The following is a 12,812-nucleotide window of genomic DNA, read 5'->3' as shown; positions in this document are numbered from 1 at the left end:
TTTTGGATACAGCAAGCTGGAGCCATTTATGAAAGCCGTTGGTTACAAGGTTCCGGGACCCATTGGCGGGGATGCCGCACTGGTCGACATCGCGTTGCCTAGGCCCGTTGCGACAGGATACGATGTCCTGGTCGAGGTGAAGGCGGTCTCGGTCAACCCGGTCGACTACAAGATCCGCAGCAGCACACCGCCCGCCGATGGCGATTGGAAGGTGCTGGGATGGGATGCCGCCGGGATCGTACGCGAGGTTGGTCCCGAGGTGACTCAGTTCGCGACAGGGGACGAGGTCTATTACGCCGGATCGCTCCTGAGGCCCGGCACCAATGCGGAATTCCATCTCGTCGATGCCCGCATCGTCGGCCGCAAGCCTGCGTCGCTCGACTGGGCGGAAGCGGGGGCGTTGCCGCTGACGGCGTTGGCGGCCTGGGAGGCGATGTTCGATCGCCTGGACGTGGCGAAGCCCGTCCCCGGCGCGGCGCCGGCGATCCTCATCGTCGGTGGCGCGGGCGGAGTCGGGTCGATCGCCATCCAGATCGCGCGACAATGCACGGACCTCACCGTCATCACCACCGCCTCTCGACCGGAAACCGAGGCATGGGTGAGGGGGCTCGGTGCTCACCACGTCATCGACCATTCCCGGCCGCTCACGGCACAGATCGCCGCGCTTGGCATCGGCGCGCCCGCCTTCGTCTTTTCGATCTCGCATACCGATCAGCATGTCGCCGACATCGCCGAACTTATCGCCCCGCAAGGACGGTTCGCGCTGATCGACGATCCCACCGCGCTCGATATCATGCTCTTCAAGCGCAAGGCGGTGTCGATCCATCATGAACTGATGTTCACACGGTCGATCTACGGCACGCCCGACATGAACGAGCAGGGCGAGATCCTCGATGCGCTGGCCGTGCTGGTCGACGACGGCAAGATCCGTACGACGCTGACCCGGACACTGTCGCCGATCAATGCCGCCAATCTGAAGACCGCGCACGCGTTGATCGAGAGCGGCACGACAAGAGGCAAGATCGCCCTCGAAGGTTTCTGACGATCGCCAAACATCGTTTCCACCTCAAGATCGGAAAACCATGGCCAAATCCATCGCCACCGCCTCGATCAACCGCGAAACCGCGGTAGCGCTTATCGACGCGGCGATCGCCGCGGCCCGTGCAATCGGCATCCCGGCGGCCGTCGCCGTCGTCGACGCCACCGGATACCTGCGCGCGTTCGAGCGCAGCGACGACGCGCCGTTTCTCACCGTCGATGTCGCGGTCGACAAGGCATGGAGTTCCGCCTCGTTCGGGTTTCCGACCCATGTCTGGAACGACTATGTGACGAACGATCCAAAGGTCGCGCCACTAGCCTATCGCCCGCGGATGGTTGCGGTCGGCGGCGGCTATCCGATCCTGGAGGATGGGAAGCTGATCGGCGGGATCGGCATCTCCGGCGGCACCTATCAGCAGGATCAGGATGCCTGCGTTGAGGCACTCCAGAAAATCGGGTTCGAGCTACCAGCCTGACGATTGTCAGGGTCCGGCCTAGTGAAAGATCATGTCATGGAAGCATTCGTCGTCTTCACGCGGGAAGAAACCATCGATCCGGATGAACTCGCAACCTATTCCGCAGGCGTCGCATCATCGTTCGATGGCCACGACGTAACCTTCCTCGCGGCGTATGGCGCGATGCAGCATCTGGAGGGGCCGCCCGTCGAAGGCGCCGTCATCCTGCGGTTCCCGACGATGCAGGCCGCCCGTGATTGGTATGATAGCACTGCCTATCAAACCATCGCTGCGCATCGTTTTGCCGGTGCCCGCTACCGCGCCTTCATCGTCGAGGGGCGGGGGTGACACACCGCCAGAGAACGGCGGCTGACCACGAGGCATCTGTCTGCAACCTCAGATCTTGGAGGACGCAAGGCAGTGAAGGTCGCGTGCCATCGTGACGAGCGAGCATTCCCGGGACATCAACGTCGAAAACGGAGAATCACATGAGTGTTGCCGAACAACAAGCACCCGAGTTGCGGGTGCAGAAGTGGATCGGGGTCGATGGAGAAATCATCGCGCCGCTCAAGCTTTCGGACCTCGGTACCGGTCCAAAGATCTTGTTCGCCTTCCAGCACTGGTGCCGCGGCTGCCATCTGCATGGGTTCCCGACACTGCAAAGGCTGCACGGCGCATTGCGCGTTCGGGGCGTGGGTTTCGCAGCGATCCAGACCGTCTTTGAAGGCGCGCGTGAGAACACCTTCGAAAAGCTGCGCGTGAACCAGCTCGAGTATCAGCTTCCAATCCCCTTCGGACATGACGAGCCGCCGGTCGGCACGACGCTTCCCAGCTTCATGGAGGACTATGTTACACGGGGTACACCTTGGTTTTCAGTCATCGACGCTAGCGGCCGCGTCATTTTCTCGGACTTCCATCTCGATGCGGACCGGCTCGTGAAGGAATTGGGTAGGCACAGCCAATACAGCGCTGGCTTATCGTGATTGCCACCCATCGCGTAATGCTCGCCATAGGGTTTGCGCGCGGCATCACACGATGCCGATCCCCGAGAGAAGCCTTCTCCTCATCGAGGAGAAATCGCTCTGTGTGGGTAGAATCGAGACGTTCAACGGCTCAATAATGGAGGCGCCAGCTTGCGTCCATAATAGCGCTCCGCTCGGAATGATGTGGCCGAGATACGATACGAGGCCGGTTCGACCGTGCCGCTTGCGATCAGGAAATCTCATGCCAGACGCAGCGCACCCCGGCATCGTGGTCAGCCACGCGGTCTACGTGCTTGGCCACGGACTCCTTTGCGGCCTCGAAGCGTCCATGATCCGTGCCCACGAGCCGGAGCGACAAGCTATCACCATCGGCGGTCATGATAAGCTGGCCGCCGGGAAGCTCGATTTCCGCGGTCAGCGCATCGTAGCGAACCGGATAGGTGTGCACCCACGCCTTGGCGATCTCGGTCAAATAGCGGCTGCTCTCGATTGTGGCGATGCGCGCTTCGGCTTCGAACATTAAGAGCTCCCGTGGACTTTGTGCTTCAATGGAAATTGTGAACTTTGTCGAGACAAGCGTCCCCTCGATCATGCTCCAGCGACAGGATCGCTTGACCGTGCCCATCGGCGGTGCAGCGCCTGCACAGATCCAAGGCGGGTCACGCTACGATCGCTGTCACGCGAATTTCGATACGCATGGTGGGAAGCCCCAGCGCTTCGACCCCCAATTGCGTCCAGATCGGAGCGTGGTCGGGCATGTAGTGGCGGTATAGCTTGGCTATCGTTTCGTTGATCACCGGAGGGAAGCCACCGACGTGATAGGAGTTGACGTGGACGACATGCCGCCAGCTTGCCCCGGCGGTCGCGAGTGTCCGTTCCACATTCTCGAACGCCTGCGCGATCTCGTCCTCTATCGACTCCGGAATGACGAGATCGTCGTTCCATCCCCCTTGTCCGGATGTTTCCACGCGGTCACCGATGCGCACGGCCTGCGAGTAATGCAGTGCGTCATGGAGGCGCGTCCCGTAGCCGGGCGTGATGAAGAAAGACGGCTTCGACATAAGTTTGCCTTTGATGAGATGTCGGGCGTTCGGCGCTAGCGGGCGGGCTGCGGTGGAGGCGCTCTATTCCACGTCTTCTACGATGAGATCGCGGCCGTTGAACTGTACGGTCTCTCCCGCTCGCGCGCCTTCGATCGCCTCGAAGATCGGTGCCATCGTGGAAATGCCCATGACTTCCCGCCCCTGACAGGTGAACCTGCTCGTCGACACCGCGATCGCGAAGTAGCGGCCGGACAGCTTGACGACGGCACCTTCCTCGACGGTCGACTTGGGGCCGAAATCGATCATCCTGAGCTTGTCGATCTTGTCGGCGTAATCGTGGAGCGTGTCGTCGAGCGCTTCGGCAAGGTCGCTTGCGATTTCGGCCTGCGCCAGTTCGTCGTTCTCGACCGGTTCGCTTTGATCGACCCGCGCGGTGAAGACATAGTCCAGGTAGTTTTCCCGAGCGCTCTGCAGGGCCGCGGTCTCCAGCGAGAGCATGGTGTCTCGGATGTGGGCCTTGTTCCAGTCCATGATAACCTCTTTGCGTTACGGTGCGTTGATAGTTCTGCGGACTGATGCTCCGGCGACGCCGCTACTCGTCGCTGATGACGTCTTCGCCCTGGTAGGGAACGCGGATCAGCCGGGGATCTCGGATGATGCTCGTGACGAGCCAGACATAGTCCTGCTCGGCGGTATCGAAGCCAAGGATGCTGAAACCGCCGCCGAACGGGCATGAAGGGAAGTCCGGAAAGCCCTCGCGCAGAACGTAGCGCTCGGGATCGCGGTGGAACTCGTCCTTGTAGACCTTGCGAAGTCCGTGCTTGATCGGCGCGTCCCGGTCGCTTGCCGCCACCGTTTCCCGATCCGCGACAAGCCGCTCGGACAGGTCGCGGGGACAGATTTCGTGGAACACGTCGAACGCGTCAATCAACAGGCCGCGGTGCCCAGTTGCCGGATCGGTGATCGCGTAGATGTTGGAAGCGTCCTCGCCATCATCGCCGCTCTCCAGGCGCAACGCCGCGTCGACGCGAACGGTGCACGCTTCGATGGTCGATCCGCGTTCGAGATCGACGAGATTGCGGTCCTTGACGCGGTACTCGTGGTCGTAGCCTTTGGCGACGAACGCCTGCACCGCTTCCAGGACGTCGGTCAGTTGTGATGTCATGGTTGCACCTTCGCCTTGCGCAATAGTCATAGCCATTTGGCCTTCTTGAAGCGCACGAACAGCAACAGGCAGAACACTGCGATCACGCCGAGCACGATGAAGTATCCGTAGGTCGCGTCCAGCTCCGGCATGTTCTTGAAGTTCATGCCGTATATGCCTGCGATCGCGGTCGGGACCGCCAGTATCGCCGCCCACGCCGCGAGTTGGCGAGTGATCACGCCCATCCGTTGCGCCTCCAGAAGGCTACTCGCCTCGAAGACCGTGGACAGGACGTGGAGAAGGCCGTCGACCATCGACTGGACGCGGTGGAGATGGTCCGCGACGTCGCTGAAATAGGGCGTCACGTCGGCACTGATGCAGGGAAAATGGCCGCGGACGAGCTTTCCCACCAGCTCTCCCATGGCGCCGAGCGTGCGCTGGAACCGCGTAAGTTCGGACCTCAGTTCGAAGATGCGGACGACATCCTCTCTTTCGAGGAAGTCGTCGAGCGACCGTCTCTCCATTGCCAGGACGTCGTCCTCGATCATTTCGAAGATTGGCAGATACTGGTCGACGATGCGGTGCAGGATAGCGTGCAGGACGTAGTCGACACCCTTTCTGGACAAGGTCGTCGACTCCTCAAGTTGCGCTCGAAGGTTGCCCAGCGCTCCCGCGGTGCCGTGCCGTACGCTGATAAGATGATTGTGACCGGTGAAGATCGCCATCTTGCCATAGCTGATCCGGTCGCCGACCAGCGCCGCGGTCTGCGCGACGATGTAGAGCTCGTCATTATAGACTTCGAGCTTGGGCGGGCACAGCGGGTGCATCGCGTTGTCGACTGCCAACGGATGCAGATGATACGTCGTCTGGAGCGCGTGAAGTTCGTTGTCGGTGGGCTCGCGAAGCGCGATCCAGCAGAAGCCTGTGCGATCCTCGCCCAGCTCGATGCTTTCATCGAGCGCGATCTCCCGGACTCGCTTGCCTTCGTGGTAATAATACGCGGCGATTACGCTCATGCCGGCTTCGCGGGGATATGAAGTCCACGCTGCACCGCCGGTCGTGCCAGCCCGCGTCTGAGCCATGCCTGCACGTTCGAATAGTTGTCGAGACCAAGCATGTCGCCGGCAACGTAGAACGCGCTCAGCGCATTCACCCAGCCGAGCGTCGAGATATCGGCGATCGAATACTCGTCGGCGATCCAGTCTCGACCGTCCAGTTGGCGATCCAGAACGCTCAGGAGCCGTTTGGATTCATCGACAAAGCGCTGTCGAGGCCGCTTGTCCTCATAGTCCTTGCCGCCAAATCGCAGGAAGAAGCCAAGCTGACCAAACATTGGGCCGATTGCCGACATCTGGAAGAACACCCAGGTCAGGGCTTCGTATCGCTTGGCGGGTGCACTTGGCAGGAATTGCCCTGTCTTTTCGGCGAGGTAAAGGAGGATCGCGCCGGATTCCCATAGGCCGATGGGTTTGTCGTCGGGGCCTGCGGGATCGATGATCGCCGGAATGCGGCCGTTCGGATTCAACGACACGAACGCCGGATCCTTCGACTCGTTGTTCGAGATGTCTATGAAATGCGGCTCGTACGCTAGGCCGGTTTCTTCCAGCATGATCGAGACCTTGACGCCGTTGGGGGTTGGCGTGGCGTAGAGCTGGATGCGATCGGGATACGATGCCGGCCAGCGCTGCGTGATCGGGAAGGACGAGAGGTCTGGCATAAGTCTGCGATCCTGGTTTGCGACGGCGGCGAACTGGAATGCCCCACCTCACCGAGACAGGGTTCGATGACCGCATCGTCGGACGATGCGGTCATGAAGATTGCGAACCGGTGCAGCGGCTACGAAGTCTATTCCGCTGCGATCCCGGCCGCGGGCTGCGCATCGTCATCCATCTGGCGCTTCGGAAGCACCCAGCCAGGACGAACGAAGTGGCAGGTGTAGCCGTTCGGCCGCTTCTCCAGATAATCCTGGTGATCCGGCTCGGCCTCCCAGAACGCGCCGACCGGCACGACCTCGGTCACTACCTTGCCATCCCAGAGCCCGGAGGCATCCACGTCGGCGATCGTATCCTCGGCGACGCGCTTCTGCGCCTCGTCGACGTAATAGATGCCCGACCGGTAGGAGAGCCCGCGATCATTGCCCTGGCGGTCCTTCGTCGTCGGATCGTGGATCTGGAAGAAGAATTCCAGGATGTTCCGGTAGCTCGTCACCGCCGGATCGAAGACGATCTCGATCCCCTCGGCATGCGTGCCGTGGTTGCGATACGTGGCGTTCGGAACATCGCCGCCGGTGTAGCCGACACGGGTCGAGACGATGCCGGGCCGCTTGCGGATCAGATCCTGCATGCCCCAGAAACATCCGCCTGCGAGAACAGCGCGCTGGTCCTCTGCCTGATCGAGATATTCGCCGTATCCCTCGGACTCCATCTCATCGCGGGGGATGAAGCGAAGGGACGCCGAGTTGATGCAGTAGCGCAGACCGCCCTTGTCGGACGGACCGTCTGGAAACACGTGGCCGAGATGGCTGTCGGCGTGCACCGACCTAACCTCGGTCCGGACCATGCCGTGCGCATTGTCCCGCACTTCGTTCACGTTTGCGGGCACGATCGGCTTGGTGAAGCTGGGCCAGCCGGACCCGGAATCGAACTTGCCCGTTGAGGCGAACAGCGGTTCTCCCGACACGACGTCGACGTAGATTCCCGGCTCCTTGTTGTCGTTATACTCCCCCGTAAAAGCCCGTTCGGTATCCGAATCCTGGGTGACTCGACGTTGTTGGGCGGTGAGCCGATCGACGGCGTCCTGCGACTTCTCAAACTTCATGATAGTCTCCGATACGTATCTTGGAGGACCAGGCACACTTCCGCATATTAACCGCTCACGGCATAGACTATCGCAGCACTAGTTGGATTTAGCCAATACGCCGTGCGCATAGTTTCAATAGCGCCGCAGTGTTTTGCGTCGTCCTTCAACCCCACGCGTATTCGGTTGCGAGTTGCGCGATCTTGCGTATTTCGACCGGTGCCGTGGACCCGGATACCGTTGCGATCACGACTTCGCGCTCCAGGGCAAATCCGTCGATCGGCCGAGTGACGAGGCCTCGCGCCGAGACCGATCGCTCCGGGAGAATGCATATGGCGTGGCCGTCGGCGACGACCCCTTGCACCCAGTCCTCCCGGTCCGATCGAATGCGAGGCTGCATCAGCAAGCCGCGCTGCGTGAAATGATCGAGAATCTGATCGCGAAACTCGCATCTCAGGCGATCGACGAACGGAAATTCGAGCAGGTCTTCGCCGCGGACGCTGTCATTGGCGGCCAGGGGGTGGTTTGCGGAACAGCCGAGAACGAAGCGTTCCCGAAACAGGGGATGCACCTCCAACTTGCGTTCCGGCCGTGTTTCGCGTGGCATGATGCACGCGTGGTATTTTCCAGAAAGCACCTCCGACGTGTCCTCGTTCGCCTGGAGCGCGTGCAGCTTGATTTCGATCGATGGCGCCTGCGCCAACGCGCTCTTGAAAAATGCCGTGAATTCCCTTGGTCCGACAGTAGGGGCGACGGCGATATCGAGCACGCGGTGCCTGCCCATCGCCCAATTCTCGGAATGGTTGCGGACGCTCTTCACCGCGACCGCCATGCGTCGGAATTCCGCCTCCACATCGTGGCCAAGGCCGGTCAGGCGGCTGTTCTTTCCATCGCGGTGAATCAGCGGCCCACCAAGTTCCTCTTCCAGCCGGCGGATCGCGCGGGTCAGACTTGGCTGTGACACGCTGCTCAATCGAGCCGCTGCCGTGAAATTCAGCGTCTCGGCCAAGTTGATGAAATAGCTGACTTGATTGAGTTCCATTGCCCTCGGCCCATGCGCGCGATTGATGCTCCATCCGTCAGACCGTCTTCGAAAAAGGCGGGGTACGATAGTATGCTTCGCGCATATAGTTACCGCCTAGATGCTTGTCTATATGCGCCAGTCATATATGTCGGCTGCGCGATCCGTTGGAGGTGTAAGCGAAGCCGTCAAGCCGCGTGATGGAGATGCAATTTCTCCGAAACCGGGATTTGGCCTGAGCGCACACAGAATAAGGCGCACGAAATGCGAGAGGCGTGCCTTATCGCTCGGCCTTGCGCTCCCGAGATTGCGCGCCTTCGACGTCATCGGCCCTTTCGCGGTCCACGCCTCGCACAAGCAATTCGGCATCGATGGGGCAGTTCGCGCAACCCTCGTAGCAGCACAGGCGGCAGATCCGGTAAGACTGCTCGAGGTTTTCCAGCCGATTGCGCAGAACGCGTTCGGCGATGTCCGATAGGATTTTCAGCTCTCTTGGATCAAGGATCGAAAGCCCTTCGGCAATCACGCGATCGCGCGCGGCCAGTATTTCGTCGCTCGAGACTTTCCCTGCTGGGGTAAGATAGAGGGATCGCGTGCGCCCGTCCGTCGAATGCTCCCTCCGCTCGATCAAGTCTTCGGTCGCCAATCGATCCACGAGGCGTACGGTCCCCGCGTGCGATAGGCCTACCCCGACCGCAAGCATCCGGATCGACAGCCCCGGCTTGTGCGCTAGCAACGCCAGTGCCGAGGCGGCGGGCCCGGCTTCCGGCGCTTGCGATGAACTGGCGCGCACGATGTCGTCGCTGATCATGAGTGCGAATGCACCGAAGACATTTCGATTTCGAGCTGTATCCATTGCCTCGTCATATGTGCGCCGAGCATAGACAACAAGCCACGCTCTGGTCGTGTTTAGTGCCGGGACTGACAGCTAAAGCGTTGGGTTGGAAGTATTTGCAACGACCTGACCGGCCGAGAGCGACGAAAAACGAGGGCAGCTTGTCAGGGGCGGTCGATATTTGGCGGCTATGAACCAGGCCTAATTACAAAGACGCAACAGCGGCAGACAGTGTCGATGACCCTGCGCCGAGAAACGACAGCCGATTTGGTACTGTCCGATCCACGCGTTTCGACGCTATCCTAGCCGGCATGATCACCATCCGGCTGCAGCCTGACCCTGAAGCCGAAGCTGTCGTTGCGGCTCTAGGCTTTGCGTCCGTCTACGATGACTTCGTCGCCCGATTGCAAAGCCTGAAGGTGGGAGAAATGATGCCTCGCATCGATGAGGCGTTCCCAGACTTTGCGCTGCCCGACGCGTCGGGACGCTACCGTTCGATCCAGCAACTGCAAGACGGACGGCCGATCGTCATCAGCTTCAATCGCGGAATATGGTGCCCGTTCTGCGTGCACGAACTGCAATCCTGGGCCGCTGCCTACCCCGCCCTTCAAAAAGCTGGTGGGAAACTTATCGTGGTGACGGGCGAGATCGGCGAAGGGGCATCCGCCATACAGGACATAATCGGACCGAATGCCACGCTGCTTTGCGACGTCGACCACGGTGCGGCGCTGGCTTGCGGGCTGGCCTTCCCCATGGGCGAGGACATGAAGCGGCGGTATCTGGCGATCGGGCTCGATCTTGCGGCTATCTACGGCAGCGATGGTGGCTTTCTGCCGATCCCGGCAACGTTCGTCGTCGGTAAAGACGGCACCGTCCGCTACGCACATGTCGACCCCGACTTTCGATTGCGTCCCGATCCAATGGACGTCGTCGCGTTCATTGCGGCGATGCGCTGAGCTCGCCAACGGCGTGGTTGGCATAGGACGCGACCCGGCGCTTCGCTCAGGTGGCCGCCGCCGCCCAACTGCGCGCGCGTGAGGCGCGCACGAAGGCATCTGCGGCGACGCTGCGCTTACGCCCTGCCACCGCGCCCAGGACGACATCTCGCCTGACCTCGACATCGGCAAATCCGAAGGCACACAAGCGCTCGTCGTCCCGAGGCCGCGGAATGAACGCGCTGCCGAACCCGGAAATCACCAGCTGCTTCACCTGGGCCATGTCGGTCGCGCGGTGCCGCACGATCGGCACGAAGCCATGCGAGGCCGCGAGGGTTCTGAGCCGGGCACACCCGTTGCCCTCGTGATCGATCCAGGACTCGTCGCGCACCGCAAGCAGCGACGGCATCTCTCCCCCGGCGAGCGGATGATCCGCACGCGTGACCATGTGATAGCTATGGTCGAACAGCGGCCAGACGTCGAGGCGATCAGGCGCGTCGTCCGGTAGCTCGACGACGACCAGGTCCAGCGCACCGTTCATCGCAGCCTCGATCAGACCGTCCGGCGACCCGCTCGAAAGCGACAGTTCGAAACCGGGGAGACAGTCGGCAAGCTCCTCCAGGATTCTGTCGAGCGTATCCGACTCGATCGCAGCATCGACACCCAGCGCAAGTGGCACCACCCCCGCTCTCCCGATCCCCTTTGCGAATTGCATCGCGGCTTGGGCAGCCTCGAACGTGCGGTCGAGATGCGGCAACATCTGACGTCCGAGATTAGTCAGGTGGGTGTGACTGCGCTCGCGACGAAAGAGTTGTCCGCCAAACTCATTTTCGAGCTTCTGGATCGCGCGGGTCAGCGACGGTTGCGTCACCTCGCACTCTTCGGCCGCCCGCGTGAAGTTGAGCAGCCGCGCCATTGCAAGGAAGTACCTGATCTGCTGCATCTCCATGTAGCAATACTAGCACTCGAGTCCGCAGGTGGCGACCCGCATGCCATCGATCGGCGTAAGGGCCATCGCCGAAAGAGAAAACGCCAAGTTTTCATGTAGTTGAGCACTTCGGCCGTGGGAAAGGTGAACACGATCGTCGGTCTTGGAACTACCAGGATCATTGTCGAGGACGCGACGTACCGTGGCTTCAACCTTTGCTGATCTTCCGCTGATTGTTCCGAGCATGATGGTCACCACGAAATCCGAGGTTGCGTCGTAGCAGAGTCACGCGCGGATGCGTAGACTACGATAAATCAAAAAAAACGCGCTCGCTCAGGCACTTCTCCGGTCGATGGACCGTTGCGCTCATCCAGCGGTCGCAATCTCCGGCAGCAGCCGGTTGATGACGCTGTAGTTGATCGCGCTCCACCACTCGGAGCCTTCGCCTGTCAGTGCATTTTCGGAAGCTTCGATCGCGGCGTGATCGCTGCTGACCAGATAATCCTCGACGTCGTTCATCGACGCGAATGCCAATACCGACACGGCGTCTATCTTGCTGCCTTCGGGGTCCTTCTGCGTCGATCCGATGGTGTGGAGCTGAGCATAGCGGCGCACGAACTCGGTCGTCGCGGGCTGGCCAAGAACGAGCGGTGCATGCTCGTGTAACATCCGCTGCCGAAACTCTTCGCGCGTCAGCTCCGGCCGGCGCATGTGGATCTTGACCAAGCTGATCGCGTCGCGGTGCCGTTCGCTCGGGATCAGGATGAATTCCTCCGTGATCTCCCTTGTCACCATGCGAAAGGCGGTTTGCTCGTCGGCGATGATGCGCTTGTCGAACTTGTCCTGCCCAAGCGTGCGTTCGATATCGGCTTCCTGAGCATAGGCGATCCATAGTCAGGTAACGGAACGCGTCGTCAGACGATTGGCAAACGTCAGCGTCCCGGCAAGTACCAGTAGCCCGGCGAGCGCGAGGGGTGCAGAAAGTCCGACATTCACGAGTAATCCCGCCCCCAGCGCAGCGCCCGCGAAGATTGAAATCACCGCGCCGATGCGTCGTCTCCAGTTGGTACCCGTTCCACCGGCGATGTGGGAGTCCGCGCTCAATCCCGTTAGCGTCAGGGTCAGCACTGTCGTCGTAAGATCCGACACCTTGAGCTGTCGGATGGTGGCATTGCGATAGCCCATCGCTACCCCCGTCAGACCGATGATCAGGTACAGCCGTGCTTCGGGAGACTGCGTGGCGACGTCGAACCCGAGCGCGAGGACCGCGGCGGCCCAGAGCAGCGCCGTCTCGACGAACGCCGACGTTACAAGCCAGCGTCGTTCCGATTTGCCGACATAGGCCTTGCCGGTTCGGCCTCCGACGAGCGCGCCGATCATGAAGCTCGCGAGTGCCGCCACGAACGGGAGGATCTCGAACCCGGGCGCGCCCGACGCCGCAAATCCGAGGAACACGACGTTCCCCGTCATGTTGGCAGTGAAGACCTTGCCGAGACCGAGCACGCTGGCCGCGTCGACGAGGCCCGTCGTGGCGGACAGCAACAGCAACAGCGGTACGCGGGGGTCGGTGGTCGTGTCGGGGGTGGCCATGGTGATCTCCAGTGGGCGCGTGCGGGGTTTGCGAGGACGGCGCG

18 protein-coding genes are annotated in these 12,812 nt (G+C 61.3%); 5 read left to right on the top strand and 13 right to left on the bottom strand.

What is annotated here, in order from left to right; translation table 11 throughout:
• Nucleotides 1-28: 28 nt before the first annotated feature.
• From AC1MLZ_RS05735 to AC1MLZ_RS05720, 4 genes are all read left to right on the top strand, one after another.
• A complete protein-coding gene (locus AC1MLZ_RS05735) occupies nucleotides 29-1,042 on the top strand; it encodes a zinc-binding alcohol dehydrogenase family protein (protein ID WP_480960791.1) in 1,014 nt (337 codons plus the stop codon).
• Between the two features lie 40 nt (nucleotides 1,043-1,082).
• Nucleotides 1,083-1,514: a GlcG/HbpS family heme-binding protein gene (locus tag AC1MLZ_RS05730; protein ID WP_480960790.1), complete on the top strand. Its 432-nt coding sequence runs from the start codon at nucleotides 1,083-1,085 to the stop codon at nucleotides 1,512-1,514.
• A gap of 36 nt (nucleotides 1,515-1,550) precedes the next feature.
• Nucleotides 1,551-1,841: a DUF1330 domain-containing protein gene (locus AC1MLZ_RS05725; RefSeq protein ID WP_480960789.1), complete on the top strand. Its 291-nt coding sequence runs from the start codon at nucleotides 1,551-1,553 to the stop codon at nucleotides 1,839-1,841.
• Between the two features lie 140 nt (nucleotides 1,842-1,981).
• Entirely contained in the window at nucleotides 1,982-2,476 is a 495-nt protein-coding gene (locus AC1MLZ_RS05720) for a peroxiredoxin family protein (protein WP_480960788.1), read from the top strand.
• Between the two features lie 229 nt (nucleotides 2,477-2,705).
• On the opposite strand, the gene AC1MLZ_RS05715 is transcribed toward AC1MLZ_RS05720, so the two are convergent.
• The 9 genes from AC1MLZ_RS05715 to AC1MLZ_RS05675 all read right to left on the bottom strand — a co-directional run bounded on the left by AC1MLZ_RS05715 (nucleotide 2,706) and on the right by AC1MLZ_RS05675 (nucleotide 9,291).
• Nucleotides 2,706-2,996, bottom strand: a complete 291-nt coding sequence (locus tag AC1MLZ_RS05715) for a DUF2218 domain-containing protein (protein WP_480960787.1) — start codon at nucleotides 2,994-2,996, stop codon at nucleotides 2,706-2,708.
• A 139-nt stretch (nucleotides 2,997-3,135) separates the two neighbouring features.
• On the bottom strand, nucleotides 3,136-3,537 hold the full coding sequence (locus tag AC1MLZ_RS05710; protein WP_480960786.1) for a RidA family protein: 402 nt from the start codon (nucleotides 3,535-3,537) through the stop codon (nucleotides 3,136-3,138).
• 63 nt (nucleotides 3,538-3,600) lie between these two features.
• Nucleotides 3,601-4,050, bottom strand: coding sequence for a hypothetical protein (locus AC1MLZ_RS05705; RefSeq protein WP_480960785.1), 450 nt, complete (start codon nucleotides 4,048-4,050; stop codon nucleotides 3,601-3,603).
• Between the two features lie 61 nt (nucleotides 4,051-4,111).
• Nucleotides 4,112-4,684, bottom strand: a complete 573-nt coding sequence (locus AC1MLZ_RS05700; RefSeq protein WP_480960784.1) for a hypothetical protein — start codon at nucleotides 4,682-4,684, stop codon at nucleotides 4,112-4,114.
• Nucleotides 4,685-4,710: 26 nt separating this feature from the next.
• The gene (locus AC1MLZ_RS05695; protein WP_480960783.1) at nucleotides 4,711-5,679 is read right to left on the bottom strand and encodes a magnesium and cobalt transport protein CorA; all 969 of its coding nucleotides are present in this window, start codon (nucleotides 5,677-5,679) and stop codon (nucleotides 4,711-4,713) included.
• Nucleotides 5,676-6,380, bottom strand: a complete 705-nt coding sequence (locus tag AC1MLZ_RS05690) for a glutathione S-transferase N-terminal domain-containing protein (protein ID WP_480960782.1) — start codon at nucleotides 6,378-6,380, stop codon at nucleotides 5,676-5,678. Before AC1MLZ_RS05690 ends, AC1MLZ_RS05695 begins: the two co-directional genes overlap by 4 nt.
• A gap of 128 nt (nucleotides 6,381-6,508) precedes the next feature.
• Entirely contained in the window at nucleotides 6,509-7,480 is a 972-nt protein-coding gene (locus AC1MLZ_RS05685) for a bifunctional methionine sulfoxide reductase B/A protein (protein WP_480960781.1), read from the bottom strand.
• Between the two features lie 145 nt (nucleotides 7,481-7,625).
• Entirely contained in the window at nucleotides 7,626-8,501 is an 876-nt protein-coding gene (locus AC1MLZ_RS05680; RefSeq protein ID WP_480960780.1) for a LysR family transcriptional regulator, read from the bottom strand.
• A gap of 259 nt (nucleotides 8,502-8,760) precedes the next feature.
• Nucleotides 8,761-9,291, bottom strand: coding sequence for a MarR family winged helix-turn-helix transcriptional regulator (locus AC1MLZ_RS05675; protein ID WP_480960779.1), 531 nt, complete (start codon nucleotides 9,289-9,291; stop codon nucleotides 8,761-8,763).
• Between the two features lie 335 nt (nucleotides 9,292-9,626).
• Between AC1MLZ_RS05675 and AC1MLZ_RS05670 the strand changes: the two genes are divergently transcribed.
• Nucleotides 9,627-10,271 carry a peroxiredoxin-like family protein gene (locus tag AC1MLZ_RS05670; RefSeq protein ID WP_480960778.1) on the top strand — a complete coding sequence of 215 codons (645 nt, stop codon included), beginning with the start codon at nucleotides 9,627-9,629 and terminating at the stop codon, nucleotides 10,269-10,271.
• A 46-nt stretch (nucleotides 10,272-10,317) separates the two neighbouring features.
• Here AC1MLZ_RS05670 and AC1MLZ_RS05665 read toward each other — a convergent pair whose 3' ends face one another.
• The 4 genes from AC1MLZ_RS05665 to AC1MLZ_RS05650 form a co-directional block, all read right to left on the bottom strand.
• Entirely contained in the window at nucleotides 10,318-11,199 is an 882-nt protein-coding gene (locus tag AC1MLZ_RS05665; protein ID WP_480960777.1) for a LysR family transcriptional regulator, read from the bottom strand.
• A gap of 9 nt (nucleotides 11,200-11,208) precedes the next feature.
• Entirely contained in the window at nucleotides 11,209-11,433 is a 225-nt protein-coding gene (locus tag AC1MLZ_RS05660; protein WP_480960776.1) for a hypothetical protein, read from the bottom strand.
• Between the two features lie 111 nt (nucleotides 11,434-11,544).
• Complete coding sequence (locus AC1MLZ_RS05655; RefSeq protein ID WP_480960775.1) at nucleotides 11,545-11,970, bottom strand: EthD domain-containing protein; 426 nt, start codon at nucleotides 11,968-11,970, stop codon at nucleotides 11,545-11,547.
• Between the two features lie 102 nt (nucleotides 11,971-12,072).
• Nucleotides 12,073-12,768, bottom strand: a complete 696-nt coding sequence (locus AC1MLZ_RS05650) for a YoaK family protein (protein ID WP_480960774.1) — start codon at nucleotides 12,766-12,768, stop codon at nucleotides 12,073-12,075.
• Between the last annotated feature and the right edge of the window lie 44 nt (nucleotides 12,769-12,812).

It is taken from the genome of Sphingomonas sp. PEI4, from assembly GCF_056679955.1.
The sequence above is the reverse complement of the archived record's forward strand: the minus strand, read 5'-3'. Positions and strand labels throughout refer to the sequence as shown.

What these genes read in the sequence shown, in the direction of transcription:
- AC1MLZ_RS05735 (WP_480960791.1), top strand. Translation starts at nt 29, where the DNA reads ATGAAAGCCGTTGGTTACAAGGTTCCGGGACCCATTGGCGGGGATGCC.
- AC1MLZ_RS05730 (WP_480960790.1), top strand. Translation starts at nt 1,083, where the DNA reads ATGGCCAAATCCATCGCCACCGCCTCGATCAACCGCGAAACCGCGGTA.
- AC1MLZ_RS05725 (WP_480960789.1), top strand. Translation starts at nt 1,551, where the DNA reads ATGGAAGCATTCGTCGTCTTCACGCGGGAAGAAACCATCGATCCGGAT.
- AC1MLZ_RS05720 (WP_480960788.1), top strand. Translation starts at nt 1,982, where the DNA reads ATGAGTGTTGCCGAACAACAAGCACCCGAGTTGCGGGTGCAGAAGTGG.
- AC1MLZ_RS05715 (WP_480960787.1), bottom strand. Translation starts at nt 2,996, where the DNA reads ATGTTCGAAGCCGAAGCGCGCATCGCCACAATCGAGAGCAGCCGCTAT.
- AC1MLZ_RS05710 (WP_480960786.1), bottom strand. Translation starts at nt 3,537, where the DNA reads ATGTCGAAGCCGTCTTTCTTCATCACGCCCGGCTACGGGACGCGCCTC.
- AC1MLZ_RS05705 (WP_480960785.1), bottom strand. Translation starts at nt 4,050, where the DNA reads ATGGACTGGAACAAGGCCCACATCCGAGACACCATGCTCTCGCTGGAG.
- AC1MLZ_RS05700 (WP_480960784.1), bottom strand. Translation starts at nt 4,684, where the DNA reads ATGACATCACAACTGACCGACGTCCTGGAAGCGGTGCAGGCGTTCGTC.
- AC1MLZ_RS05695 (WP_480960783.1), bottom strand. Translation starts at nt 5,679, where the DNA reads ATGAGCGTAATCGCCGCGTATTATTACCACGAAGGCAAGCGAGTCCGG.
- AC1MLZ_RS05690 (WP_480960782.1), bottom strand. Translation starts at nt 6,380, where the DNA reads ATGCCAGACCTCTCGTCCTTCCCGATCACGCAGCGCTGGCCGGCATCG.
- AC1MLZ_RS05685 (WP_480960781.1), bottom strand. Translation starts at nt 7,480, where the DNA reads ATGAAGTTTGAGAAGTCGCAGGACGCCGTCGATCGGCTCACCGCCCAA.
- AC1MLZ_RS05680 (WP_480960780.1), bottom strand. Translation starts at nt 8,501, where the DNA reads ATGGAACTCAATCAAGTCAGCTATTTCATCAACTTGGCCGAGACGCTG.
- AC1MLZ_RS05675 (WP_480960779.1), bottom strand. Translation starts at nt 9,291, where the DNA reads ATGATCAGCGACGACATCGTGCGCGCCAGTTCATCGCAAGCGCCGGAA.
- AC1MLZ_RS05670 (WP_480960778.1), top strand. Translation starts at nt 9,627, where the DNA reads ATGATCACCATCCGGCTGCAGCCTGACCCTGAAGCCGAAGCTGTCGTT.
- AC1MLZ_RS05665 (WP_480960777.1), bottom strand. Translation starts at nt 11,199, where the DNA reads ATGGAGATGCAGCAGATCAGGTACTTCCTTGCAATGGCGCGGCTGCTC.
- AC1MLZ_RS05650 (WP_480960774.1), bottom strand. Translation starts at nt 12,768, where the DNA reads ATGGCCACCCCCGACACGACCACCGACCCCCGCGTACCGCTGTTGCTG.